The sequence below is a fragment of the Kiloniellales bacterium genome, assembly GCA_030066685.1.
GTDB lineage: Bacteria > Pseudomonadota > Alphaproteobacteria > Kiloniellales > JAKSBE01 > JAKSBE01.
This window is the reverse complement of the sequence record JASJBF010000032.1, coordinates 98,834-122,166: the sequence shown is the minus strand read 5'-3', so window position 1 is coordinate 122,166 and position 23,333 is coordinate 98,834. Positions and strand designations below refer to the sequence as shown.

Here is a 23,333-nt window from a genome sequence, read left to right as displayed (position 1 = left end):
CCGAAGCCGGCGAAGCTTCCGAAGCTGCGTACGGCTTACTGCTATGCGGTCGAGGGGTACTGGCGGCCTGGACCGAGGTTGGGCAAAGAGACTGAGGGGGCGACGATGAAAACACGGTGGGCGATAGCGATCGTCTCTGGGCTGGCAACTTTAGCGCCAACTCTGGCTTTGGCGGCCCCGCCGCGCGAGAAATTCCTCGTTCCCGACCCCACCGAGGTGCCGGCGGCCTACCTGTGTCTTGGAATCTTCATCTTCTCCTACCTCTTCGTGATGACCGAGGAGAAGACGCACCTGCGCAAGTCCAAGCCGGTGATCCTCGGCGCCGGCATCATCTGGGCCCTGGTCGCCTGGCTGGCGCCCGGCTACGGCTTTCCGCAGGAAGAGATCCACAACGCGCTCATCCACGGCCTAGAGGAGTACGCCGGCCTGCTCCTCTTCCTGCTGGCGGCGATGACCTACATCAGCGCCCTCCAGGCCGGCAACGTCTTCGAGGCGCTGCGCGCCTGGCTGGTCGGCCAAGGCTTCAGCTACCGCGCGCTGTTCTGGATCACCGGCTTCATCGCCTTCTTTCTTTCGCCGATCGCCGACAACATGACCACCGCTCTGGTCATGGGCACGGTGATCATGGCCGTGGGCGCGGGCAACCCGCAGTTCGTCGCACTGGGCTTCATCAACGTCGTCATCGCGGCCAACGCCGGCGGCGCCTTCAGCCCCTTCGGCGACATCACGACCCTGATGGTCTGGGTGTCGGGACGGGTTACCTTCTTCGAATTCTTCGCGCTCTTCATACCATCGGTGGTCAACTACCTGGTGCCCGCCGTGATCATGACCTTCTTCCTGCCGACGGGTCAGCCGGAGACACTCGAAGAGACCGTCCGTATGAAGCGGGGCGCACCTTTCGCCGTTCTGCTTTTCGTCCTCACCATCGCGATGGCGATCAGCTTCGAGCAGGTGCTCCACCTGCCGGCCTTCATGGGCATGATGACCGGCCTGTCGCTGCTCATGTTCTTCGCCTACTTCCACCGCAAGACCCGCAGCCAGGACGAGGAGGAGTTCGACATCTTCCGCCACGTCGCGGCGGCCGAGTGGGACACCTTGCTGTTCTTCTTCGGCGTGATCTTCAGCGTCGGCGCGCTCTCCTTCATCGGCTGGCTGACGGTGGCCTCGGAGGTCATGTACGGCGACTGGGGGGCGACTGCCGCGAACACGACCTTTGGCGTGGTCTCGGCGATCGTCGACAACATCCCGGTGATGTTCGCCATCCTCTCCATGGGCCCGGAGATGTCGCATTTCCAGTGGCTGCTGATCACGCTCACCTGCGGGACCGGCGGCAGCCTGCTGTCGATCGGCTCCGCGGCCGGGGTGGCGCTGATGGGCGCCTCCAAGGGCCAGTACACCTTCATGGGCCACCTCAAGTGGACCCCGGTGATCGCCCTCGGCTACTTCGCCAGCATCGCCGCCCACTTCCTGGTCAACGGCTAATACCAAGGGGCAGGCGCCGCATCGGCCGGGTGGCGCGGTCGGCGCGCCCGGCCTGCGCCGGGCCGGTTGACCCTTCGGGCCCGGCGCGCTTCACTTCCGATCGATTCGACAGCCAGGAGGCGTGCATGGCGGAGCCCATCCGCGAGATCACCATCGTCGGCGGCGGGACGGCCGGCTGGATGGCGGCGGTCTTCCTGATCACGCGGCTCAACAAGCGGCCCGGCAAGCCGCCGATCCGGGTCACCCTGGTGGAATCGCCCAATGTGCCGACGGTCGGGGTCGGCGAGGCCACCGTGCCGGGCATGCGCGAGCTGCTGAGGCAGCTCGACATCTCCGAGGCGACCTTCATCGAGCGCTGCAACGCCTCCTTCAAGCTCGGCGTCCGCTTCGTCAACTGGGACAAGCGACCCGACGGCTCGCCCGCTTGCTACGACCACCCCTTCGACGGCCTTGGGGTCGCGATCCAGGGCGTCAACCCGGCCTACCACTACCACCGCTTCGGCCGCGGTGGCCGGCTCGCCAACCTCGGCGACGCGCTCTCCCCCTCGACCCGCCTGATCGACGAACGCCGCGGCCCCAAGACGGTCGATCAGGACGACTACGACTATGCGGTCGGCTACGCCTACCACCTGGACGCCGGCCTCTTCGCCGCCCTGCTGCGCGAGGTGGCGGTGGAGCGCGGCGTGCTGCACCTGCTCGACGACGTCGACGACCTGGAGCGCGACGACCGCGGCCACATCTCCGCCCTGATCCTGCGCACGCAGGGCCGGCGACCGGTCGAGCTGGTGATCGACTGCACCGGCTTCCGCAGCCTGATCCTGCAGCAGGCCCTGGAGGAGCCCTTCGAGCCCTTCTCGCGCCACCTCTTCAACGACAAGGCGCTGGCGGTGCAGATCCCGCATCGCGACGTCAGCGGGCTCGAGCCCTGCACCCGTTCCACGGCGCTGGGCGCCGGCTGGGTCTGGCGGGTGCCGCTCTACTCGCGCATCGGGACGGGCTACGTCTTCTCCAGCCGCTTCCGCAGCGACCAGGAGGCGATCGACGAGTTCCTGCAGCACCTGGGCAGCGAGGGCGCGGGCGCCGAGCCGCGGGTCATCCCCATGCGCATCGGCCGGGCCCGGCGGACCTGGGTCGGAAACTGCATCGCCGTCGGCCTTTCCGGGGGCTTCATCGAGCCGCTCGAGTCCACCGCCATCTTCATCATCGAAGCGTCGCTGCGCTGGCTGGCCGCCAACCTCCCGGACCGCGACTTCGATCCGGCGCTGCAGGCCCGCTACAACGAGAGGACGCGGGGCCTCTATGAGGAGGTGCGCGACTTCATCGCCCTGCACTACCTGACCTCGAACCGCCGCGACAGCGCTTATTGGCAGGCGGTCCAGGAGGAGCTGGAGGTACCCGACAGCCTGAAGACCAGGCTGGCGGCCTGGCGGGAACGCCTGCCGGAAGAGTCCGACTTCGAGCGCACCTACCTCTTCGGCTACTGGAGCTACCTCATCGTGCTCTTCGGCAAGCACTTCTACGACGACACGGTCTTCGCCCAGGCCGAAGGGCTGGAGGAATCCGAATGGCGGCGCTTCGAGGACTGGGTCGAGCAGCAGAAGGCCGGCCTCGTCGCCCAATTGCCGAATCACTTCGAGCTGCTCAACCAGATCCGGCTGCGCGCCCGGCCCCCGGCGGCAGCAGCGCGGGAGCCCGCCGAAGGCGCGGCTGTCCGCGCCAGCGTGCCATTGCCGGGCCAGGGCGTCGGAATCCGGATCTCCTGGAAGCAGGGACGCCCCGAAGGGCCGCCGGTGGAGACGGAAGGCCAGGACGGCGCCCATCTGCTCTGACCGGCGGGCCGGACCTTCGCTCCTTCAGATCCGCCGCGCGATGAAGAAGCTGACCTGACCCACGGCGGGCCTTTCGCGGTCCCGATCCCGCATGAAGCCCTCAAGTGCGCCGTCCCGCTGCAGACGCTTCACGCCTTCAACGGCCACCTCCGTCTCCTCCGGGCCGGCCAGCGCCCAGATGGAGTCGCCCTGCCGCCACTCCGGCCGCAGCGGACCGCAGGCGTCGAAGTAGGCCTCGCCCTGGAGCACCGCGCTTGCCGGCACGGCCCGGTCCAGGACCTCGAATCCGAGCTCGGCCAGCAGGCCGCGGATCCGGCCTTCCGGGGCACAGCGCGCGAGGGCCCGCTCCAGGGCCAGGGGGATCAATCCGTAGAACCAGAAGCCCCGGAGCAGCTGCTCGTGGGTGCAGGCGTTGAGCAGCAGCCGGCCCCCCGGCCTGAGAACCCGCGCGGCCTCGGCCAAGGCCGCCGCGTGGCCCGCGTAGGCGCCATCGCCGTCCTCCAGGTGGTGCAGGACCTGGTTGAACATCACCGCGTCCAAGGAAGCCTCGGCCAGGGGCAGATCCCGCAGATCGCCGCGCAGGAAGTCGATCCGACCGGGCCGGCCTTCGAGCTTGGCGCGAGCGACCTTCAGCATCTCGGCGCTGCGGTCGAGGCCAATCACCCGGCCGGGCACCCCGGCGAGCGCAGCGGCATAGGCTCCGGTCCCGCAGCCGGCGTCGAGAAGCGTCATCTCCGATGCCGGCCGAGCGGCAGTCCTCAAGGCGTCGTGGATGATCTCGGTGCCGATGGGCACGCGGGTCCGATCGTAGTGGGGGGCCGCCCGGTCGTAGCGCTCGAAGCTGCTCACGACCGCGCTCCCTTCAAGCACCTGCCTGGTCGGGCGCGGCGCGGCGTGCCATCAGGCTGGGCAGGACGATCAGGGTGCAGATCAGCGTGCTGGAGATCGCGATGGTCAGGAGCTGGCCCATGCTGGTCATGCCGGGATGGCCGGAGACGGCGAGGCTTCCGAAGGAGGCGATGGTGGTCAAGGCGCTGAACATCACCGCCCGCGAGGTGCTGGTGCGCAGCAGTTTGCTTTGGTCGCGCTCGTAGCGTCGGCGCATCACCAGGTGGATACCGCTGGCGACGCCGAGGCCGAGCAGCAGCGGCAAGACGATCACGTTGGCGAAGTTGAAGGCCAGGCCGAAGGCCACCGAGGCCGCGGTGGTGATCGCCGCCGCCAGCGCCAGGGGCGCCAGAACCAGGGCGGCGTCCTCGAGCCGCCTGAGGGCAAAGGCGAGCAGGAGCAGTATGCCGGCCAGGGCGAGGCCGCTCGCTTCGAAGAAAGCCTGGACCACGGCCTTGCCGGCCTCGGTGATCACCACCGGCGTGCCCGAGGCGGCCGGCTCGACCGCCAGGACCGCCTCGGCGAAGCGGCGTAGCTCGACGTTGTCGGCCAGGCCGCCTTGAGGCTGCACCTGGATCCGGGCTCGGCCCTCGGCCGTCAACCAGTCGCGGCGTAGCGCCGAAGGCAGGTCGTCGAGGGTCACCGCCTGGGCGCCGAGCGCTCGGCGCAGGTCGTCGAGCGACCTGGGCAGATGGCGCAGCAGGCGGTCCTCGAGGCGGGCCAGCGCCGTCGCGCCGTCACCCGGGGCCGCAGCCAGGCGGTCGAGCGCTGCCGCCAGGCCTTCCAGGGCTCCTGCCAGCGCCGGATCGGTCACGCCGGCCGCCTGGAGATCGCCGAGGTCCGTCCGGAAGGACGCCAGGGTCGCCGACCGTGCCTCGGGGTCGAGCGTCTCGCGCGCCGGCCCGGATGCGAGGGCCGGACCCATGAAGAGGGCGATCTCGTCGATCAGCTCCAGCTTGGCCTCCTGTTCCTCCGGCACGAAGCTCGACAGGGTCAGGCTGTGGCTGACTTCGGGCAGGGCGTCGAGCCGTGCGGCGATGCCCCGTGCGGCCGCGAGGTCCGGCGCCAGGATGTCGATGGCGTAGGGCGAGCTCGCGGGATCGCGGGTCAGCTCCAGCAGGGTGGCGACGGACTCGGTCGCGGGGTCCTTGAGGTTCAGGGGATTGAAGTCGAAGCGTGCGAAGGGCGCGGCGGCCAGCCCGACCAGCGCGGTCAGGGACGCCAGGACGATGATCGCGCGCCCGTGGCGCAGGACCATGCGCTCGATCGGGCCGCCGACTTGCTCTGCTTCGCGCGCCGCCGCCTTCGGCAGGGGCAGCAGCCTCATCAGGGCGGGCAGCAGGGTGAGGTTGACGAAGAGCGCGATGAACATGCCGGTGCCCGAGATCAGGCCCAGTTCCGCCAGGCCCTTGTAGTTCGTCGGCAGGAAGGCGAAAAATCCGACGGCGGCACAGAGGGCCGATAGGGCAAGCGCACCGCCGACGCTGGCGCCGGCCCGCTCCAGGGCCGCGATCTTGTCGCCGGTCTCACCCCCGGTCTCACCCCCGGTCTCACCCAGGGCTTCGCGCGCCCGCAACGCGAAGTGGATGCCGAAATCGACTCCCAGGCCGACGAAGAGCACCGCGAAGGCCACCGAAATGATGTTGAGGTGGCCGATGGCCGCCATGGCGAAGGCCGCGGTCCAAGTCAGCCCGATCAGTAGGGTCGTGATGGTCGCGAAGACCAGCGAGACCGACCGCAGGCCCAGGATCAGGAGGATCGCAACGGCGCAGAGCGAGATCAGGCCGGCGGTGGCGCCGCCGACCTCGACGCTCTCGAACTCCTCGTGGTCCAGCGCGGCGGGGCCGGTCAGGCGCAGCCGCAGGCCCTGACTCCGATCGATCCCGAGGGTTTCGGCCAGCCGGCGCAGCTCGGCGATCGGCTTCTCGGCCGGCTTCAACGAGCCGTGGTCCAGGACCGGCCGGGTGGTCACGAAGCTGCGCGTGGAGGCCATTGAGGGATCCGCGGCCAGAAGGCCGCGCCAGGACAGCGCGCCCGGTCTGCCCCCGGCCGTGGCGTCGCTCTGTCCCGCGATCGCAATCAGCACCTCGGGCAGGGGGGCCGTGTCGTCGAGCACCGCGGCGCCGTCGAGCGCCTGGGACAGCACCGTGAACAGGCCGCGCAGGTTCATGTCCTGGCTCAGGGCGCCGAGCAGCGGCTCCGCCCCGGCCAGGCGATCGGCCAGGTCGGCGAGCGCCGGAAGGCTCAGGAATAGGAAGGCGTTGTCGCGGAAGAAGGCCTCGCCGCCGGGATGGCGCAGTTCGGTGAAGAGATCGGGGCGCGCCGCCATCGCCAAGGTCAGCCGCTCGGCCGCGGCCTCGGCAGCCTCGGCGTTCGGGCCGTCGATCACGGCGACGATCAGGTCCTCGTACTGCGGGAAGGCGGCGGCGAAGGCATCGTCGTTCCGGCGGAAGTCGACCTCGCTGGAGATCATGTCCCGCGTGTCGGTGTTGATGGCGAAGTTCCGGGCCGTATAGGTCGCCGAGAAGCCGGTCGCGACGACCGCCAGGAGGACCACGAGCCAGGCCCGCCGGCAGACCAGGCCGACCCACCCCGACAGTGCCGCGGTCGTCCTTTGGGCCAGCTTTTCGATCACGATCTCACCGATCCGAGGGTGCCTTCACGGGTGACAAGCCGTCGCGAGTCGCTGCGGCCCGGCCTGCGCCCCGCCGGTCCGGCCCGGGCCCGACGGCCTGGCGCCGCTGTCTAAAGGATGGCGCTGGCACTGACAAGCCAAGCCTGCTTCGGGCCGGCCCGCTGCCACAGCGCGAATCTGCCGGGCAAGCGGTCGCGCCCGGAAGAGCGTCTATTCCGCCGCCGGGCCGTGCAGCCTGGGGTCCCACTCGCCGGGGATGGCGTCGCCGGCGATCCAGGCCGCGACCGTTTCCCGCGCCGTTTCGGGCGAGGTCGCGTCGAAGGCGGTCATGGCGTTTGACAGCTCGCGCGGGTTCACCGCACCCAGGTCTTCTCGGCCCTTGCGGCTCCAGATGAAGATCGAGGTCATGATCGGTTTGCCGAGCCCGAGCGCGCGGCAGGCGACCGCCAGGTTTTCGCCGCCGCCGCCGTAGACCACCTGTTGCAGGCGCGGCGGCCGCAGGCCGGTCATCTTGCCGAACAGCGCTTCGAAAAGCTCCATCTTGCCTTGGCGCAGGGCTTCGATCAGGGCGTGGGGCGGCACCTCGCCGCTGGCGGCCGTATCGCGCGCCGCACCTCCTGGCGGCTCTTCAGGTTGCGCGATTTCGGCCGCTTCGGGGCCGGCTTGCGCCCGGGCCGTGGTGGTCGCTGCGGCTGCCTTTCGGTTCCGTTCCGCGGCTTCCTGCTCGGCGGCCGCGGCATCGAGCTCGGCGGCCGCCGCCTGCAGCTTGGCCGCCAGGTCCGGCCGTGGCGCTTCGCTCGGCGCGGCCGGCTCTTCGGGCCCCGAGAGGCGTGCCCGGATTGCCGCGGGCAGGCCGGGGCGCTCGAGGAGGGCCGCCTTCAAGGCGGGCTGAATTTCGGCCTGCCTGGCCAGCTTGCCGTAGGTCTCGGACGTGATCTCTGCCGCGGCGTTCTGCAGGACCGCGGCAGCGACCTTGACCTCAGCGGCCTCGACCAAGGCATCGACCACCCGCTCGCCGAGCCCGCGGCGCATGGCGATCGCCATGCGATGCTGAGTCGTGGCGCCATGAACGATAGCGATCAGGTCGGCGTCGGTCAGCGCCGCGCTGTGGACCAGTATCGGAAGTGCGACTTCGATCCGGTCTCCCGCCAAAGCCAGAAGGCGATCGCGCGGCGGGTCCTTCTGTGCGGCCAGGGCTTCGCTCTCCGAGCGCTCCGGGCTGGTCCGGCGGCTCGGCGCCGCGCGTCGGCCGTCACGTGGTCCCTCTCCGTCGCGGCCCTGGGCCAGCGGCGCCCGGGCCGCCACACCGTCCGCCGTGGTCCGGCGCAGCAGAAGGGCGATGGTCATCATCGAGAGCAGCAACAAGACAACGGCCAAGCCGATCACGGCGGTTTGACGGCTGCCGAGGGACTGGACCAGCGATACGGCCGATTCCGGTTGCAGGTCCTGGGCGGCGTCCAGTTCCTCGCGATAGCGCGACAGCTCCTCGCCGGTCGCGCGCATCTCGTCGCGGTAGCGGCTCAGCTCTTGCTGGTTCTCCTGGATCTGGCTCTGATAGCGATCGATCTCGCTGCGGCTGTCATCGAGCTGAGCGAGCATCGCCGACAAGCTCTGCTCCAGCTCCGCGATGCGGCGGCGCTCCGCGGCGCGCTCCGTCTCCAGCTCGGCAAGCCGTCTCTGGTCGGCGCGCTGCGCCGCCTCCAGCTCTGCATAGGCGCGGGTCAAGCGGTCGTCCCTGTTCTCGCGCGCTCCGGCCCGATCGCGTGCTGCGGCCAGCTCCGTCTCCAGCCGGCTCGCCTCGTCCCGGCTTTGCCGCAGCTGGGCGTCGAGCTTGCCGATCCGGCCCTCAAGGTCGGCGAGGCGGCCGCGCAGGACCGCGATCTCTTCGGTCCCGGCCGGGTCCCGGCTGTCTTCCACGACCTGGGTCCGGGCCTCCGGAATCAAGTCGGCCAGGACCTCGGCCCCGGCGAGGCTCTCGGCCACGGCCTCGGACGTCGCAAGTTGCTGCTGCCAATTGGCCGCCAGTGCAGCATGCCAGGCCGCGCCGAGCTCGGCCTTGGTCCGCTCGACGGCCCGGCCGGCTTGGATCGCGAGCTCATCGCGGCGGACCGTCCAGAGCGCGCGAGACCCCGGTCCTTCCGCCGCCCGGGCGGCGACCGTGGCCCGGAGGTGCTCGTCCTTGGCGAACCAATAGCGGGTCAGCAGGGGACCGGCGACCGCTTCGCTGCCCGGCTCCATCACGCCCGCGGTCGGCGACCGCTTGAGGTGGGCGTCGAACCAGAACCAGCGGTCGTAGCCCTCCAGGCCGGCAAAGGCTTCGAAAGCCGCCACGGTCAGGCGGTGGTTATGGCTCCAGTCGTCCTGGCCGGCTGCAGGGCTGCCGTTCGGCGACTCGGTGCCCCAGGTGCCGTCAAGGGTGGCGTCGACCACGATGCCGGTCCCGCCGCGTGCGCTTTTCTGTCCCGCCGGGAGATCGGCGATGGTCAGGCCGCCGCTGTCGAGGAGGCCTGCGAGGCGGTCGGCGGTGGCGGCGTAGGCCAGCTGCAGGTCTCGCCAATAGCTGCGCCGTGCGGCTTCGGGGTCTAAGGACGCCAGGCGCGCGAAGAATCTGCCGAGCCGGCCGACCTCGTGGATCGAACGGCGCAGATCGGCTTCGCTGAGACCTCCGTTTTTCTCGGCAAGCTGATCGGCCTCGGCCGATCGCGCGGCGACAGCGCCGACCCGCTGCGAGGGAGCGGAGGCGCTGGCCGCCTCATCGGCAGGATGGTCCTCCGGCCTCGGATCCGCTCCGAGCGGCGCTGAGAGGCCGACAGCGACACCGAGGCACGCCAAACCAAAGCGGAAATTCCTGGGTCCGAACCCAAGGCGGGACATCTGGCACTCCCCATCCCAGCACCGGATCAGGCCACTGATTTGGGGAGTATAGAGACGATTCGCAGGGGGAAAAGTGACCCCGGTCGGATATCAGCCTCTATTTCAGGATCTATCGCTGCGGGCGGGCGTCGATCAGCCGCCGCTCGCGCTGCGCAGGGTCGCGGTTTCCGGCTGGTCCGCGACGGCGGCGCCGAGGGCACCGTCCCGCCGGCTGCAGTCGGGCGCGGCGGCCGCGGCCGGAGAGCCGGAGAGCTGCGCCTGGCCGGTCGCCGGACCGATGCAGCTCTGGAGCTTGCGGGCCACGTCCTCCGCCCGGAGCGGCTTCAGCAGGATGTCGTCCATCCCGGCGTCGAGGCACTCCGCGAAACGCATCCTGTCCGCGACCATGGCGATGATCGGCACCTGCGCGGAGGGGCCGTTCAGCCGCCGCGCGAGGCGCGCGACGTCGAAGCCGGAGATGTCGCTCAGCTCCAGTTCGATCAGCACGGCGTCGTAGCTGCGCCTGGCGATCGCCTTCACGGCTTCCTGGCCGCTGGTCGTCAGGTCGACCCAGTGGCCGGCCTTGTCCAGGATCGTGATCGCCTGCAGCTGTGCCGACTTGTCGCCTTCGACCAGGAGGACGCGGAAGTTGCGCCGCGCCGCGGGGTGCGCCGCGGTGCTCGCCAGCGCCGAAGGCGGCGGCGGAAGCTGGGCCGTCTCTTGCGCCGGCGTCGCTTCGGAGCGCGCGGCGGCGCCTTCGGTGAGGTCCGGCGTGGGCTTCTTGGCCAAGCTGTCTGGCGCCTGGGTTTCTGCGGCCAGGCCGCCGCGTACCGCCTCGTCCGGCGCCGAGGTGGCCGCCGGCAGATCGGGTTTGCGGGGCTCCGCTTCGGCGGCCGGCGCCGTCGCCTCCGACGCAACCGTCGCGGCGGGCGGCCGGGTCGCCTCGACGGCGCTTGCCGCGGGCCGGGCGGCCTTGGCCGCCGGCGCGCGATGTAGCAGGACCAGGCTGATCTTCGGACTCGGCTTCAGGCGCAGCTCCAAGCGGGTGCCGTCGGCGCAGGTCAGCACGCTGTGGCCCGGCTGGGTCTGGCGCGCCAGGGCGGCCCAGCGGGCCATCTGGCTCTCGACCTCGGTGGCCGGCACGAGCCCGCGGGCGGACGCGTGCAGGAGCAGGCTCTCGAGCCGCGCATGGCCGGCCGCGAAGCTGTTGGGCAGCTCCAGCTTCTCCAGGAAGCGGCGGTTGCAGAAGGTGATCCTGAGGTCGAGGTCGATGACCGCCAGGGCCTGGTCGCTCTGGTCCAGCGCCGCTTCGAGCCGGGCGAGGCGGGCGCCCAGGCTGTCCGCACGGTCGCGGTCCTGCTTGCTGCGGCTGCGCCATTCCTCGGCGTGGGCGCGGATCAGGGCGATGGCGCGGGCGGCGACGCCGAGGTTGTCGCTGCGCTCGCAGGCCGGGATCTCGATCGAGAAATCGCCGTTGGCCAGAGCCTCGCTGGCCTGGGCCAGGCGCGCCAGGGCGCGATTGCGGCGGACCAGGAGGATGAAGGCGCAAAGGCAGGCGAGGCTGGCGGCCAGGGCGGCGCCGGTCGCGGCGCTGATCGGCGGCCAGGAGTCGAGCAGCGCGGTCCCGGTTGTCTCGCCGGACGTGGGCATCAGGAAGTTGGCGAAGATCACGGCGACCAGCGTCGCGGTTAGGACGACGACGGCGATGCGTCCCAAGGCGTGGAGGCGTTGCGGGGAGAGCTCGATGCGCATGGGCCTGGCAGGCTCCTTTGCGATGGGGTTAGCCGACCAATCCTCCAAGAGTATTTTGTTAGGGTTAATCAGCGATGAACGGCGGCCGCTTCGCCCCGCTTCTGAGCGATCATCTCCACCGCCGCTCTCGTGGCCCGGCTCAGGACGTCTTGGCCGCCGTGGGCTCGCTCGCCGACATCAGCGCCCGGAAGGGCAGAAGCAGGACCAGCGCCATGGCCAGCTTCACGCCGTAGTCGCCCAGCGCCAGGGTGAGCCAGGGCACGGGGGTGAAGGCGAAGGCCAGGCCAAAGAACATCAGGGTGTCGACGAAGGACGCGAGCGAGGAGGAGACGAAGGGCGCCTTCCACCAGGCGGCGCGCCGCAACCGGTCGAAGATCAGGATGTCGAGCAGCTGCGCGATCAGGAAGGCGGCGCCCGAGGCGAGCGCGATGCGGACCGTCGACAGCCCCAGCAGCCCGGCGACGATGGAGCAGAGGACGCCCACCGCGAAGCCGGCGTAGACGACCCGGCGGGCGGACTCGCTGCCCAGGGCGCGGTTGGTCAGGTCGGTGACCAGGAAGGCGACCGGATAGGTGAAGGCGCCCCAGGTCAGCCAGTCGTTGATCTGGAAGTTGACCGCCACGTTCGAGAGCGTGATGACCGCGGCCATGGCGCCGATCGGCAGCCACAGGCCGCGTCCGGCCGCTGCCGGCCTTGCCTCCGCCATTCAATCCTCGCCTGTTGTAGCCGCGACCGTCCGGATCTGTGTGCCGATGCCCAGGCCCAGGACCCGGTCTGCGCGTCCCTGGTTGACGGCGATCTCCGCTAGGCCGTTGGCGTTCTCATACCAGAAGGTCGCCCCGACCGGCACCTGAAAAAAGCTGTCGGCGCGCGCCAGCCGGCGGCCGCCCGCTTCCAGCACGGCGCCCGGGCCGAGGGCGGCCGCGCGTAGGCCGGTCATGGCGTTGCCGAAGCGGTCGATGTAGACGATCCGGTCAAGGTCCGCCGGCCAGTCCGCGCCGACCATGGTGTCCGCGGGCACCTCGCGGCCCGGGAGGGCCTCGCCCCGCGCCAGGCGCGCGGCAAGCGGCGCGAAGACGTCCCGGCCGTGAAAGGACGCCGAGACCCCCGGCCCGCGCCAGTCGATCTGCCAGACCCGGGCGTCGCCGGCGCGCCGCGCGGCGATCGCCAGCAGGCCGTTGTCGGGCCCCAGGAACCAGCGGCCCCCTGCCTTGACGGCGAGCGCCTGCCGCGGCCCGCCGACACCGGGGTCGACCACGCCCAGTATCAGGCAGCCGGGCGGCATCGCCGCCGCGTAGGCCGCCAGCAGATAGGCGCCCGAGCGCGGGTCGAAGGGCGGCGCGTCAGAGAGCAGGTCGATCACCGGACGATCCGGCGCGCCTTGCCAGAGGGCGGCCTTCACCTGGCCGATGTAGGGCCCTTCCAGTCCGAAATCGGTGAACAGCACGAACATAGCCAGACACTCCAACCTGCCGCCCGCGTTGCCAAGCCCCCGTACAGCGAATGCCGAGACCGCCGTCACCGTTTCTGCGGCCGCATCCCTGTGGGCAAATTGGCGCACTCCCGGGTGGACAAGGGAAAACCTACCGTATATCGTGCCTTCATATTGATGATCCGCAAGATCTAGCGGGTTACCCAACATCTGGTATTTTGACGGGAGGGGCTTGGAAAATCATGACCTGGACAGAGGAACGCGTCGCGGAGCTCATCCGCCTCTGGCAGGCGGGGCACAGCGCTTCGGCCATCGGCAAGATGCTGGGGGTATCGAAGAACGCCGTGGTGGGCAAGGCGCACCGAATGCAGCTGCCGTCGCGTCCATCGCCGATCAAACAGAGCACCATGCCGCGGCGCATTTCCAAGCCGGTTCAGCCGGTGACCAAGACCGTGATCACTCGTCCGGCGGCGCCCGCGCCCCGGCGCGCCGTCCGCTATGCCAAGGGCCGCAGCTGCATGTGGCCGATCGGCGATCCGGGCGAGCCGGACTTCCACTTCTGTGGCGGCCCCGCGATCGAGAACAAGCCTTATTGCGAAGAACATTGTGCGCGCGCCTACATCACGCGCAGCCGCAGCAGCGGCGACGAGGCCGCCTGACTTCCCGCGTAACTCTCGACGGGTTGCTTGAGATGGGGCCGGCGGGCAACGCCGGCCCCCTTTTTCTGTCCGTTCAGCGGCTCTTGACCCTGCCAAGTGGGCGCCCCCGGCCAAGAGCAGCCTGCGTTCATTCGAACGCAGGCTGCTCTATCTATATGGAATAGATCAAATTATCTGCGCTCAATCGAGTCCAATTGAGCGCAGTTTGATCTAGAAGGTGACGCCGACGCCGCTGCGCCGAGGGTCGCCCGAGGCCTGGAAGCGGCCGCTACGGTCCCGGGTGGCGACGTGGACGCCCCCGAAGAAGAGGTTCCTGGGCGGCCAAGTCGCCAGCCTGGTGACCTCGCCGCGCGCCGCCTCGACGGCTGCCTCCGGGAAGCCGGTCTCGAGTTCCGCCTGGTCGCGCTCGACGTGGAGCCGCGGGGCGGCCACCGCCTGCTCGGCCGGCTGCTCGAAGTCGATCAGGTTCAGCAGCACCTGAAGGACCGCGGTGCGGATTCGGTTGGAGCCGCCCGAGCCCAGGGCGGCGATCCGGCCGTGCTCGAGAAAGGCCAGGCTCGGCGCCATCATGGAAGCCAGGCGCACCCCCTCCGGCCAGGCGTGGAAGCCGCGCGGGTTCAGGTCCTGCTCGCCCAGCATGTTGTTGAGCATGATACCGGTCCTGGGCAGCAGGCGGCCGCAACCCTCGCCGTTGGACAGGGTGACGGCCGCCAGATTGCCGGCCCCGTCGACGACGCTGATGTGCGTCGTGCCGCGCCGGGCCGCGGGACGTCCTTCGACCCGAGCCCGGTAGCGCGCCACGAGGTCCGGATCGAAGAGCCGCCGCAGCGCGGCGTCCTCCTCGGCTTGGCCCATTGCCTCGTGGAGCCGGGATTCCAGCCGCGCCCGGTCGGTCAGGGCCATGACCCGGGCCAAAGCCGCCAGCCTTTCGGGGGAATCGAAGTCCTCGGGCGCCCATGCCCGGCCGGACAGCAGGTCCAGGGCGAAGGCGATCAGGATGCCGCCGGTCGAGGGCGGCGGGTTAGTCAGGACGCGGGCGCCGCGATAGCGGCGCTCCAGGGGGCGGCGCCGGACGGCGGCGTAGCGTCCCAGGTCCGCTTCGGTGATCTGCCCGCCGGTCTCGCGGCAGAAGCGGGTCAGCGCGGCCGCGATCTCGCCTTCGTAGAACAGGCGGTCGCCCTCTTCGGCCAGGGCTTCCAAGGTCTCGGCCAGCTCCGGCTGGCGCAGGATCTCGCCTTCCTTCAGCAGGCCCTCGCCGGAGCCATAGACCTCGCGGGCCGCCTCGCTGGCGGTGAAGACCGGCGCCACGACCTGGAAGATGAAGGCTTCGCTGGCGCGCAGGGCTATGCCGTTGCGGGCCAGGGCGATGGCCGGCTTCAGGATCCGGGCCATGGGCAGCCGCCCGAGCTGCCGATGGACCTCGAAGAGGCCGCGCGGGAAGCCGGGCGTCGCCATGGCGCCCAGGCCGATGTGGAACTCCTGGGTCGCCGGGCCGAAGTCGGCCTCGATCGGGAAGAACTCGATCTCCTCGACCGGCCGGCGTCTCAAGGGCGTCTCGACGAAGAAGTCGTAGAGCACCGCCGGCGTCTCGGGTCCGGCAGCGAGGAAGAAGCCGCCGCCGCCCAGGGAGGCCAGGACCGGCTCGGCGACGCAGGCCGCGCACATGGCGCCCAGGGCGCCGTCGACGGCGCTGCCGCCGTCCTCGATGATCTCCCGGGCCGCCGCCGCCGTGGCGGGATGCCCCGCCGCCACCGCCCCCTTGCCCGCCCCCCTGCCGGCCATGGCCCCGCGCCGCCCTCGCTCAGAGCTCGGGCAGGGGGAAGGGCGCCACGGCCTCGAAGGCCGCCGCGGCCTGCAGGACCCGGGCGTCGGCGAAGTGCGGGCCGACGATCTGGAGCCCGACCGGGAGGCCGGCCGCGGTCAGGCCGCAGGGAATGCTGGCCGCCGGCTGTCCGGTCAGGTTGAAGGGATAGGTGAAGGGGGTCCAGTCGACCCAGCGCTGCTCGCCCTGGTCCGGCGGCATCTCCAGGCCCACGTCGAAGGCCGGGATCGGCAGGCTCGGCGTCAGCAGAAGATCCCAGCCCTGCCAGTGAAAGGCCTTCATGGTCTGGGAGAAGGCCTCGCGTGCGCGCACCGCTTCGATATGCCGGTGCAGCGTGATCTCGGTGCCGATCCTGGCGATCTCCAGCAGCCCGGGGTCCACGAGTGCCCGCTGCGCCTCGGTCAGCGAAGCCAGGATGTAGCCGGCGCCGGCGAACCAGAGGGTCCGGAAGATCTCCCCGCAGTCGGGCATCTCGGGCTCGGCGATCTCGACCGTGGCGCCCAGCTCGCTGAAGCGCAGGGCGGCCCGCTCGACCAGGGCCGCGACCTCCGGATCGACCGGCTTGCCGCCCAGGCTCGGGCTGAAGGCGATGCGCAGGCCCCGGACGCCCCGGTCCAGGTCCGTCAGGTAGTCGTGCCCGTCGGGCGGCAGGGCGTAGGGGTCGCGCGGATCCGGCTCGGCGATCACGGTCAGCATCAGGGCCGCGTCGGCGACCGAGCGGGTCATGGGCCCGACGTGGGCGACGGTGCCGAAGGGGCTCAGCGGGTAGGCGGGGACGCGACCGAAGCTGGGCTTGTGGCCGAAGATGCCGGTAAAGCCGGCGGGAATCCGGATCGAGCCGCCGCCGTCGGTGCCGAAGGCCAGGGCGCCCATGCCCGCGGCCACCGCCGCTGCGGCGCCGCCCGAGGAGCCCCCCGGCGTCTTCCCGAGGTTCCAGGGGTTGCGCGTGATCCCGGTCAGCGGGCTGTCGGTCACCCCCTTCCAGCCGAACTCCGGCGTCGTGGTCTTGCCGAGCAGGACGGCGCCGTGCTCGCGCACCCGCGCGACGCCGGGCGCGTCCTCGCTCCAGTCCTGGTCCGGATCCACCGTGCGCGAGCCGCGAAGGGTCGGCCAGCCCTCGGTCAGCAGGATGTCCTTGACCGAGGTCGGCACGCCGTCGAGCAGACCGCGGGGCTCGCCCTTCTGCCAGCGATCCTCGGACTCCCTGGCCGCCGTCAGGGCGCCTTCGGCATCGACCAGGAGGTAGGCGTTGAGCTGCGGGTCGAGCGTCTCGATGCGCGCCAGGGCCGCCTCGGTGGCCTCCACGGGCGAGAGCGCCCCGTCACGGTAGAGGTCTCGAAGCTCGCAGGCGCTCAGCAAGGCTGGGTCTTGGGTCATGGCGGCGGGACTTGTTGAGGTTCGGACCAAGTGCCATTGTCGTGCCCCGCCGGCCCGCTGTCGAGCCCGGCCGGCGTGAGGGGAAAGAGGGGAGAGCTGCGGTGAAGAGGGACACGCTGGGGGCCTTCGTGCCCGGGACCGAGGTCGAGATTGCCGGCGCCGGGTCCGGCCCGCTCAAGGGCCTGAGCTTCGCGGCCAAGGACATCTTCGACGTCGCCGGCACGGTGACCGGCTGCGGCAACCCCGATTGGGCGAGCGGCCATGACCCCGCCGCCGGCCACGCCGTCGCCGTCGAGCGCCTGCTGGTGGCCGGGGCCGACCTGGCCGGCAAGACCATCACCGACGAGCTGGCCTTCAGCCTCAACGGCCAGAACCCCCACTACGGGACGCCGACCAACGCCAACGCGCCGGGGCGGATTCCCGGCGGGTCCTCGAGCGGCTCGGCCTCGGCCGTGGCCGGCGGCCTGGTCGACCTGGCGCTCGGCTCCGACACCGGCGGTTCGGTCCGGATTCCGGCCAGCTACTGCGGGCTCTTCGGCCTGCGCCCGACCCACGGCCGGATCTCCCTGGCCGGAGTCATGCCGCTGGCGCCGAGCCTGGACACCGTCGGCTGCTTCGCGCGCGAGGCCGGGGCGCTGTCCCGGGCCTTCGCCGCGCTTTTCGACCGGCCCGGTCCCGGCGGCGGCTTCCGCCGCCTGCTGCGTGCCGAGGACGCCTTCGCCCTCGCGGAGCCGGCGGCCGCCGAGGTCCTGGAACCGCTGCTGCGCCGGCTGGAGGCCGTTTTCGGGGCCGCCGAGGACGTGACCCTGGCGCCGGAGGGCGAGGGCCTGGCCGACTGGGTGGAGCATTTCCGGGCGATTCTGGGCGGCGAGGCCTGGGCCAGCCACCGGGGCTGGATCGCGGCGCGCCGGCCAAGCCTCGGCCCGGAGCTGGCCCAGCGCTTCGAATGGGCCCGGGGCATACCCGAGGCCGAGATCGCCGCGGCCCGGGATGCCCGCGAAGCCGTCGCGGGAGATCTGGCCGAGCGGCTCGGCGACGATGCGCTGCTCTGCCTGCCGACGGCGCCGGGCATCGCGCCGCGCATCGACGCCACCGAGGAGGCGCTGCTCGACCACCGCTACCGGGTGCACCGCCTGACCTGTATCGCCGGCCTGGCGCGCCTGCCGCAGATCTCCCTGCCGTTGGCCAGCCTCGACGGCTGCCCCCTCGGCCTGTCCCTGATCGGCGGACCGGGGACCGACGAGAAGCTCCTGGCCCTCGCGGAAACCCTGGAGACGCCGGAATCGCCGACGATCTATTCGTCGTAGGTCAGGATCGAGGTGAAAGGGATATCCAGCCGCTCTCGGCCCTTGAGGAAGGTGAGCTCGATGATGCCGGCGCCGCCGGTGACCTCGGCACCGACGCTGCGCAGGAGCTGGACGCTGGCGTTCATGGTGCCGCCGGTGGCGAGCAGGTCGTCGAGTACGGCGACCTTCTGGCCGGGCTGCACCGCGTTGGCCTGAATCTCGATGCTGTCGCTGCCGTATTCCAGGTCGTAGGTGTAGGGAATGGTTGCCCCGGGCAGCTTGTTCTTCTTCCGGATCATCACGAAGCCGAGGTTGAGCTGCAGGGCGAGCGGCGCTGCGACCAGGAATCCGCGCGATTCGATGCCGGCCAGGACATCGGGCTTCTGGGCGGCCACCGCTTCCGAGAGCTGCCGGACGGTCTCCTGCCAGGCCTCGGGATGGGCCAGCAGCGGCGAGATGTCGTAGAACAGGATCCCGGGCTCCGGGAAGTCCGGCACCTCGGCGATGTGGTCCTTCAGGTTCATGGCCCGATTTCCCCCTGGCTGACGGCCGTGGCCCGGCCCGCGGCGCGCTAGGCTAATCAGGGCGGCCCGCCGACACAATCGGCAAAGCGCTCGCGGTGCCCTTGCCGTAGGCTTCCCCGGCGACGTAGGCTTGCCGCGGTCCGGGCCCGATGGACCCGGGAAGACCTCAGACCGGCAGGCGGAGTCGAGCAGCGCTCCGCGCCTCGGGAAGCGAACATGTCCTACATCCTGCATCGCCACACGCAGCAAACCCCGCCCTCAGCCGTCGCCGGCGAAGGCCCCTACCTGGTCGACAGCGCCGGCAGGCGCTACCTCGACGCCTCGGGTGGGGCGGCGGTGTCCTGCCTCGGACACTCCCATCCGGCGGTGGTCGAGGCCGTGGTCGAGCAGGTCCGGCGCCTGCCCTTCGCGCACACCGGGTTCTTCACCAACGAGCCGGCCGAGGCCCTGGCCGAACACCTGGTGACCCGCGCGCCCGAGGGCATCGGCAAGATGTACTTCGTCTCCGGCGGGTCGGAGGCCAACGAAACCGCGATGAAGCTGGCCCGGCAGTACTTCCTCGAGATCGGCGAGCCGACGCGCAGCCGCTTCATCGCCCGGCGCCAGAGCTACCACGGCAACACCCTGGGCGCGCTGGCCGCCGGCGGCAACGCCGGGCGCCGCAAGCCCTACGAGCCGCTGCTGATCGACGTCGCCCACATCGAGCCTTGCTACGCCTATCGCCACCAGGAACCCGGCGAGAGCGAGGAGGCCTACGGCCGGCGGGCCGCCGACGATCTGGAGCGGGCGATCCTGGAGCTGGGCCCGGAGACGGTAATCGGCTTTCTGGCCGAGACCGTGGTCGGGGCGACCGCCGGCGCGGTGCCGCCGGTGCCCGGCTACTTCGCGCGGATCCGCGAGATCTGCGACCGCTACGGCGTGCTGCTGATCCTCGATGAGGTGATGTGCGGCATGGGCCGCACCGGAACCCTCTTCGCCTGCGAGCAGGAGGGCGTCAGCCCGGACCTTGTGACCTGCGCCAAGGGCCTGGGTGCCGGATACCAGCCGATCGGCGCCTGCTTCGTCGCTCGGAAGATCTACGACGCCCTGGAGGCCGGCAGCGGCTTCTTCCAGCACGGCTTCACCTACATCGGCCATGCCACGGCCAGCGCCGCCGCCCTGGCGGTCCAGCGGACGATCGAGAGCGAGGGCCTGCTCGACAACGTGGTGGCCAAGGGCGCTGTCCTGCGCGACCTCCTGACCGCGCGCTTCGGCAACCATCCCCAGGTCGGCGACATCCGCGGCCGGGGCTTGTTCATCGGGATCGAGCTGGTGCGCGACCGCGGCGACAAGACGCCCTTCGATCCGGCGCTCAAGCTGCACGCCAGGATCAAGAAGGCGGCGATGGCGGAGGGCCTGATCTGCTATCCCGGCGGCGGCACCGCCGACGGCACCCGCGGCGACCATATCCTCCTGGCGCCGCCCTTTATCCTCGACGACGCCCAGGTCGAGGAGCTGGTCGACAAGCTGGAGGCCGCCGTGGCCAACGCCTTCGAGGACCTTGCGGAGGCCGGGGCGTGAGCGGCGACGACCTCGGGCAGCCGCTGATCCTGACGGTCGCGCCGAACGGCGCCCGCAAGACCCGCGAAGATCATCCGGCGGTGCCGATGACCGCGGCCGAGATCGCCCGCACCGCGGCAGCCTGTGCCGAGGCCGGCGCGGCGATGATCCACCTGCACGTGCGGGACCGGGAGGGCGCGCACCTGCTGGATGCGGAGGCCTATCGCGATGCCACGGCGGCGATCCGCCGGGAGGCCGGCGCGGACATCGTCGTCCAGATCACCACCGAGGCCGTAGGCCGCTACAGCCCGGCGCAGCAGATGGCCGTGGTCCGCGAGACCGAGCCCGAGGCGGCCAGCCTGGCGCTGCGCGAACTCTGTCCGGACCCGGCTGCGGAAGCGGCGGCCGGCGAGTTCTTCGCCTGGCTCGAGGCGCGCGGCGTCCTCGCGCAGTACATCCTCTACTCCGAGGACGAGATCGCGCGCTTTGACGATCTGGTCCGGCGCGGGGTGATCCCCGGCGGACCGCATTTCCTGCTCTTCGTCCTCGGCCGCTATACACCGGGCCAAACCTCGCAGCCGCGGGACCTGCTGCCCTTCGTCGCGGCCAACACGGCCGGCCATCTCTGGATGGTCTGCGCCTTCGGGGCGCGCGAGACGGCCTGCGCGGTGGCGGCGGCGGCCCTGGGCGGGCATGCTCGGGTCGGCTTCGAGAACAACCTCTTCCTGCCCGCCGGGATTCAGGCGGCGGACAACGCCGGCCTGGTCGCGGCGGCGGCCCGCGGCATTGCGGCGATCGGCCGGCCCCTGGCGGCCGCCGCCGCGGCCCGGGCTCTGATGGAGGGCCGCCAGGCCTGAACCCGATCCAATGGGTTTTTCCGGGGGTGGCAATTTGGGCGGAATAGTTGTTCAATGCCCCTGTGACAGAGGCGCGGCAAGCGCTCGGTTCTTGGCAGCAGGGAGACGTCTTTCTGAGCAACAGTCCGGTTGCGATCGGGTGGCATCGCTGCCCCGGATTGCCGAAGCCCGGACAGGCTAGCTTTCATCAGCAACGCGGATTACCGCACGGGCGCCTTGCGAAGCTCCTGGGCGGCATTCCGCCATGCGTTCCGGAAACGGTAAATTGCTCTCGCACAAGGGCAGACTGGCAATAGTCGGAGGTAACCACATGAACAAGCTGTTTGCTACGGCATTCGCGGCCGCCTTGATCGGCGGCGCAACTCTGACCGGCGGCGCGATAGAGGCGAAGGCCGAGCAGACCTTCATCACCATCGGGACTGGTGGCGTGACCGGCGTCTACTACCCGACCGGTGGCGCGATCTGCCGTCTGGTCAACAAGGGCCGCAAGAACCATGGCATTCGCTGCTCCGTCGAGTCGACGGGCGGCTCCGTCTACAACCTCAACGCCATTCGCGGCAAAGAGCTCGACATGGGCGTTGCGCAGTCCGACTGGCAGTATCACGCCTACAACGGCACCTCCAAGTTCAAGGACCAGGGTCCCAACAAGGAACTGCGCGCCGTCTTCTCCGTGCACCCCGAGCCCTTCACCGTCGTGGCGCGGGCCGACTCCGGCATCACGGATTTCGCCGACCTCAAGGGCAAGCGCGTCAACATCGGCAACCCCGGTTCCGGTCAGCGGGCGACCATGGACGTGGTGCTTCAGGCCGTAGGCTGGACGTCGGGCGACTTCTCGCTGGCCTCCGAGCTCAAGGCTTCGGAGCAGTCCCAGGCGCTGTGTGACAACAAGATCGACGCGATGATCTACACGGTCGGTCATCCCAACGGCGCGATCAAGGAGGCGACGACGTCCTGCAACTCCGTCCTGGTTTCGGTGACGGGTCCGGCGATTGACAAGTTGGTCTCCGACAACGCCTTCTACCGCAAGGCGGTGATCCCGGCCGGCATGTACACGGGAACCGAGCGAGACGTCGAAACCTTCGGCGTGGGCGCGACCTTCGTCTCGTCGACCGCGGTTGCCGAGGACACGATCTACAACGTGGTCAAGGCGGTCTTCGACGACTTCGACCAGTTTAAGAGGCTTCATCCCGCCTTCGCCAACCTGAAGGAAACGGAGATGATCAAGGACGGCCTTTCGGCGCCGCTCCACGACGGTGCCGCGAAGTACTACAAGGAGAAGGGCTGGATGTAACCTGGGGCCGCCGGGCGGGACGCCTTGCGCCCGCCCGGCGGTGTTCTGCTAGATGCTGCTGAACCGCAATGTCCCTTCGACGTCACGTCTAGGCTGGCCCGTTCGCCGGGCGGTCATTGTAGCATCCCTCTTCTTGTCACTATGCCCAGGCTTCGGCCCTTCGCCCGCATCGGCACAGGGCTCCTTGACCATCGGCACCGGCAGCGAGGCCGGTGTCTACTATCAGGTCGGCCGGGCGCTCTGCTATCTGGCCGCACGGGACGAATCGCTCAAGAGCACGGACTGCAACGCCCTTTCGACCGCCGGCTCGATCTTCAATCTCGAGAACCTGCGCGGCGGCGCCTTGCAGCTGGGCGTCGCACAGTCAGACTGGCACTACCACGCGGTCAGGGGCAGCGGCCCCTTCGCCGAGGCCGGCCCGGACGAAGGGCTGCGCTCCTTGTTCTCGGTGCACGGCGAGCCCTTCACGGTGGTCGCGCGGCGCGACGCCGGGATCGCCAAGCTGCAGGACCTCGCCGGCAAGCGGGTCAACATCGGCAACCCGGGCTCGGGCCAGCGGGCGACCATGGAGATCGTGATGGCGGCCCTGGGCTGGGACCGGAGCGCCTTTTCCCTGGCCGATGAGCTGCCGGCCGCCCAGCAATCGCTGGCACTGTGTCACGACCGGGTCCAGGCCATGATCTACACCGTCGGCCATCCCAACGCCTCGGTCGGCCAGGCGGCAGGCCTCTGCGATGCCGTGATGGTCGAGGTCAGCGGCGCGGCCATCGACAAGCTGATCGCCGAAAACCCCTTCTACGCCGCGACCGAGATTCCGGGCGGGATCTACGCCGGCAATCCCGAGCCCGTGAAGACCTTCGGCGTCAAGGCAACCGTGGTGACCACCGCGTCGCTCGACGAGGCGCTGGCCTATGCGATCACGCGCAGCGTGCTCGGCGACCTGCGCCGTTTCCGCAAGATGCATCCGGCTTTCGGCGGCCTCGACGCCAAGCGCATGGTCACGGACGGGCTCTCGGCGCCGCTTCACCCCGGTGCGCTGCGCTATTTCCGCGAGGCCGGCCTGCCGGTCGAAGGGGGTTGAGCCTGACGGCCCGGACGGTTCCCGAT

17 protein-coding genes are annotated in these 23,333 nt (G+C 70.4%); 8 read left to right on the top strand and 9 right to left on the bottom strand.

Annotated elements, in window-relative coordinates:
* Nucleotides 1-216 precede the first annotated feature (216 nt).
* Entirely contained in the window at nucleotides 217-1,482 is a 1,266-nt protein-coding gene (gene nhaD, locus QNJ30_18800) for a sodium:proton antiporter NhaD (GenBank protein MDJ0945522.1), read from the top strand.
* A gap of 125 nt (nucleotides 1,483-1,607) precedes the next feature.
* The gene (locus QNJ30_18795; protein ID MDJ0945521.1) at nucleotides 1,608-3,311 is read left to right on the top strand and encodes a tryptophan 7-halogenase; all 1,704 of its coding nucleotides are present in this window, start codon (nucleotides 1,608-1,610) and stop codon (nucleotides 3,309-3,311) included.
* A gap of 24 nt (nucleotides 3,312-3,335) precedes the next feature.
* Here the strand turns inward: QNJ30_18795 and QNJ30_18790 are convergent, their stop codons facing one another.
* The 6 genes from QNJ30_18790 to QNJ30_18765 form a co-directional block, all read right to left on the bottom strand.
* The gene (locus tag QNJ30_18790; protein MDJ0945520.1) at nucleotides 3,336-4,160 is read right to left on the bottom strand and encodes a class I SAM-dependent methyltransferase; all 825 of its coding nucleotides are present in this window, start codon (nucleotides 4,158-4,160) and stop codon (nucleotides 3,336-3,338) included.
* Between the two features lie 13 nt (nucleotides 4,161-4,173).
* Nucleotides 4,174-6,834: an MMPL family transporter gene (locus QNJ30_18785; protein MDJ0945519.1), complete on the bottom strand. Its 2,661-nt coding sequence runs from the start codon at nucleotides 6,832-6,834 to the stop codon at nucleotides 4,174-4,176.
* Nucleotides 6,835-7,044: 210 nt separating this feature from the next.
* A complete protein-coding gene (locus tag QNJ30_18780; protein ID MDJ0945518.1) occupies nucleotides 7,045-9,708 on the bottom strand; it encodes a DUF2336 domain-containing protein in 2,664 nt (887 codons plus the stop codon).
* A gap of 132 nt (nucleotides 9,709-9,840) precedes the next feature.
* Nucleotides 9,841-11,439: a PAS-domain containing protein gene (locus QNJ30_18775; GenBank protein ID MDJ0945517.1), complete on the bottom strand. Its 1,599-nt coding sequence runs from the start codon at nucleotides 11,437-11,439 to the stop codon at nucleotides 9,841-9,843.
* 139 nt (nucleotides 11,440-11,578) lie between these two features.
* Entirely contained in the window at nucleotides 11,579-12,145 is a 567-nt protein-coding gene (locus QNJ30_18770; protein MDJ0945516.1) for a VUT family protein, read from the bottom strand.
* Nucleotides 12,146-12,892, bottom strand: coding sequence for an SAM-dependent chlorinase/fluorinase (locus QNJ30_18765; protein ID MDJ0945515.1), 747 nt, complete (start codon nucleotides 12,890-12,892; stop codon nucleotides 12,146-12,148).
* Between the two features lie 221 nt (nucleotides 12,893-13,113).
* Here QNJ30_18765 and QNJ30_18760 point away from each other — a divergent pair, with 221 nt between their 5' ends.
* Nucleotides 13,114-13,530, top strand: a complete 417-nt coding sequence (locus QNJ30_18760; GenBank protein MDJ0945514.1) for a GcrA family cell cycle regulator — start codon at nucleotides 13,114-13,116, stop codon at nucleotides 13,528-13,530.
* A gap of 210 nt (nucleotides 13,531-13,740) precedes the next feature.
* Here the strand turns inward: QNJ30_18760 and QNJ30_18755 are convergent, their stop codons facing one another.
* Nucleotides 13,741-15,312: a gamma-glutamyltransferase gene (locus QNJ30_18755; GenBank protein ID MDJ0945513.1), complete on the bottom strand. Its 1,572-nt coding sequence runs from the start codon at nucleotides 15,310-15,312 to the stop codon at nucleotides 13,741-13,743.
* 19 nt (nucleotides 15,313-15,331) lie between these two features.
* Nucleotides 15,332-16,729 (bottom strand): amidase, encoded by a 1,398-nt coding sequence (locus QNJ30_18750; GenBank protein ID MDJ0945512.1) that lies wholly within the window; start codon nucleotides 16,727-16,729, stop codon nucleotides 15,332-15,334.
* A 101-nt stretch (nucleotides 16,730-16,830) separates the two neighbouring features.
* Here QNJ30_18750 and QNJ30_18745 point away from each other — a divergent pair, with 101 nt between their 5' ends.
* Nucleotides 16,831-18,036 (top strand): amidase, encoded by a 1,206-nt coding sequence (locus tag QNJ30_18745; GenBank protein ID MDJ0945511.1) that lies wholly within the window; start codon nucleotides 16,831-16,833, stop codon nucleotides 18,034-18,036.
* Here QNJ30_18745 and QNJ30_18740 read toward each other — a convergent pair.
* Nucleotides 18,024-18,539 carry an adenine phosphoribosyltransferase gene (locus tag QNJ30_18740; GenBank protein MDJ0945510.1) on the bottom strand — a complete coding sequence of 172 codons (516 nt, stop codon included), beginning with the start codon at nucleotides 18,537-18,539 and terminating at the stop codon, nucleotides 18,024-18,026. The genes QNJ30_18745 and QNJ30_18740 overlap by 13 nt on opposite strands.
* Nucleotides 18,540-18,755: 216 nt before the next feature.
* Here QNJ30_18740 and QNJ30_18735 point away from each other — a divergent pair, with 216 nt between their 5' ends.
* From QNJ30_18735 to QNJ30_18720, 4 genes are all read left to right on the top strand, one after another.
* Nucleotides 18,756-20,099, top strand: a complete 1,344-nt coding sequence (locus QNJ30_18735) for an aspartate aminotransferase family protein (GenBank protein ID MDJ0945509.1) — start codon at nucleotides 18,756-18,758, stop codon at nucleotides 20,097-20,099.
* Complete coding sequence (locus tag QNJ30_18730) at nucleotides 20,096-20,935, top strand: 3-keto-5-aminohexanoate cleavage protein (protein MDJ0945508.1); 840 nt, start codon at nucleotides 20,096-20,098, stop codon at nucleotides 20,933-20,935. Before QNJ30_18735 ends, QNJ30_18730 begins: the two co-directional genes overlap by 4 nt.
* 310 nt (nucleotides 20,936-21,245) lie before the next feature.
* Complete coding sequence (locus QNJ30_18725; GenBank protein ID MDJ0945507.1) at nucleotides 21,246-22,226, top strand: TAXI family TRAP transporter solute-binding subunit; 981 nt, start codon at nucleotides 21,246-21,248, stop codon at nucleotides 22,224-22,226.
* Nucleotides 22,227-22,278: 52 nt separating this feature from the next.
* On the top strand, nucleotides 22,279-23,307 hold the full coding sequence (locus QNJ30_18720; protein ID MDJ0945506.1) for a TAXI family TRAP transporter solute-binding subunit: 1,029 nt from the start codon (nucleotides 22,279-22,281) through the stop codon (nucleotides 23,305-23,307).
* The last annotated feature ends 26 nt before the right edge of the window (nucleotides 23,308-23,333 follow it).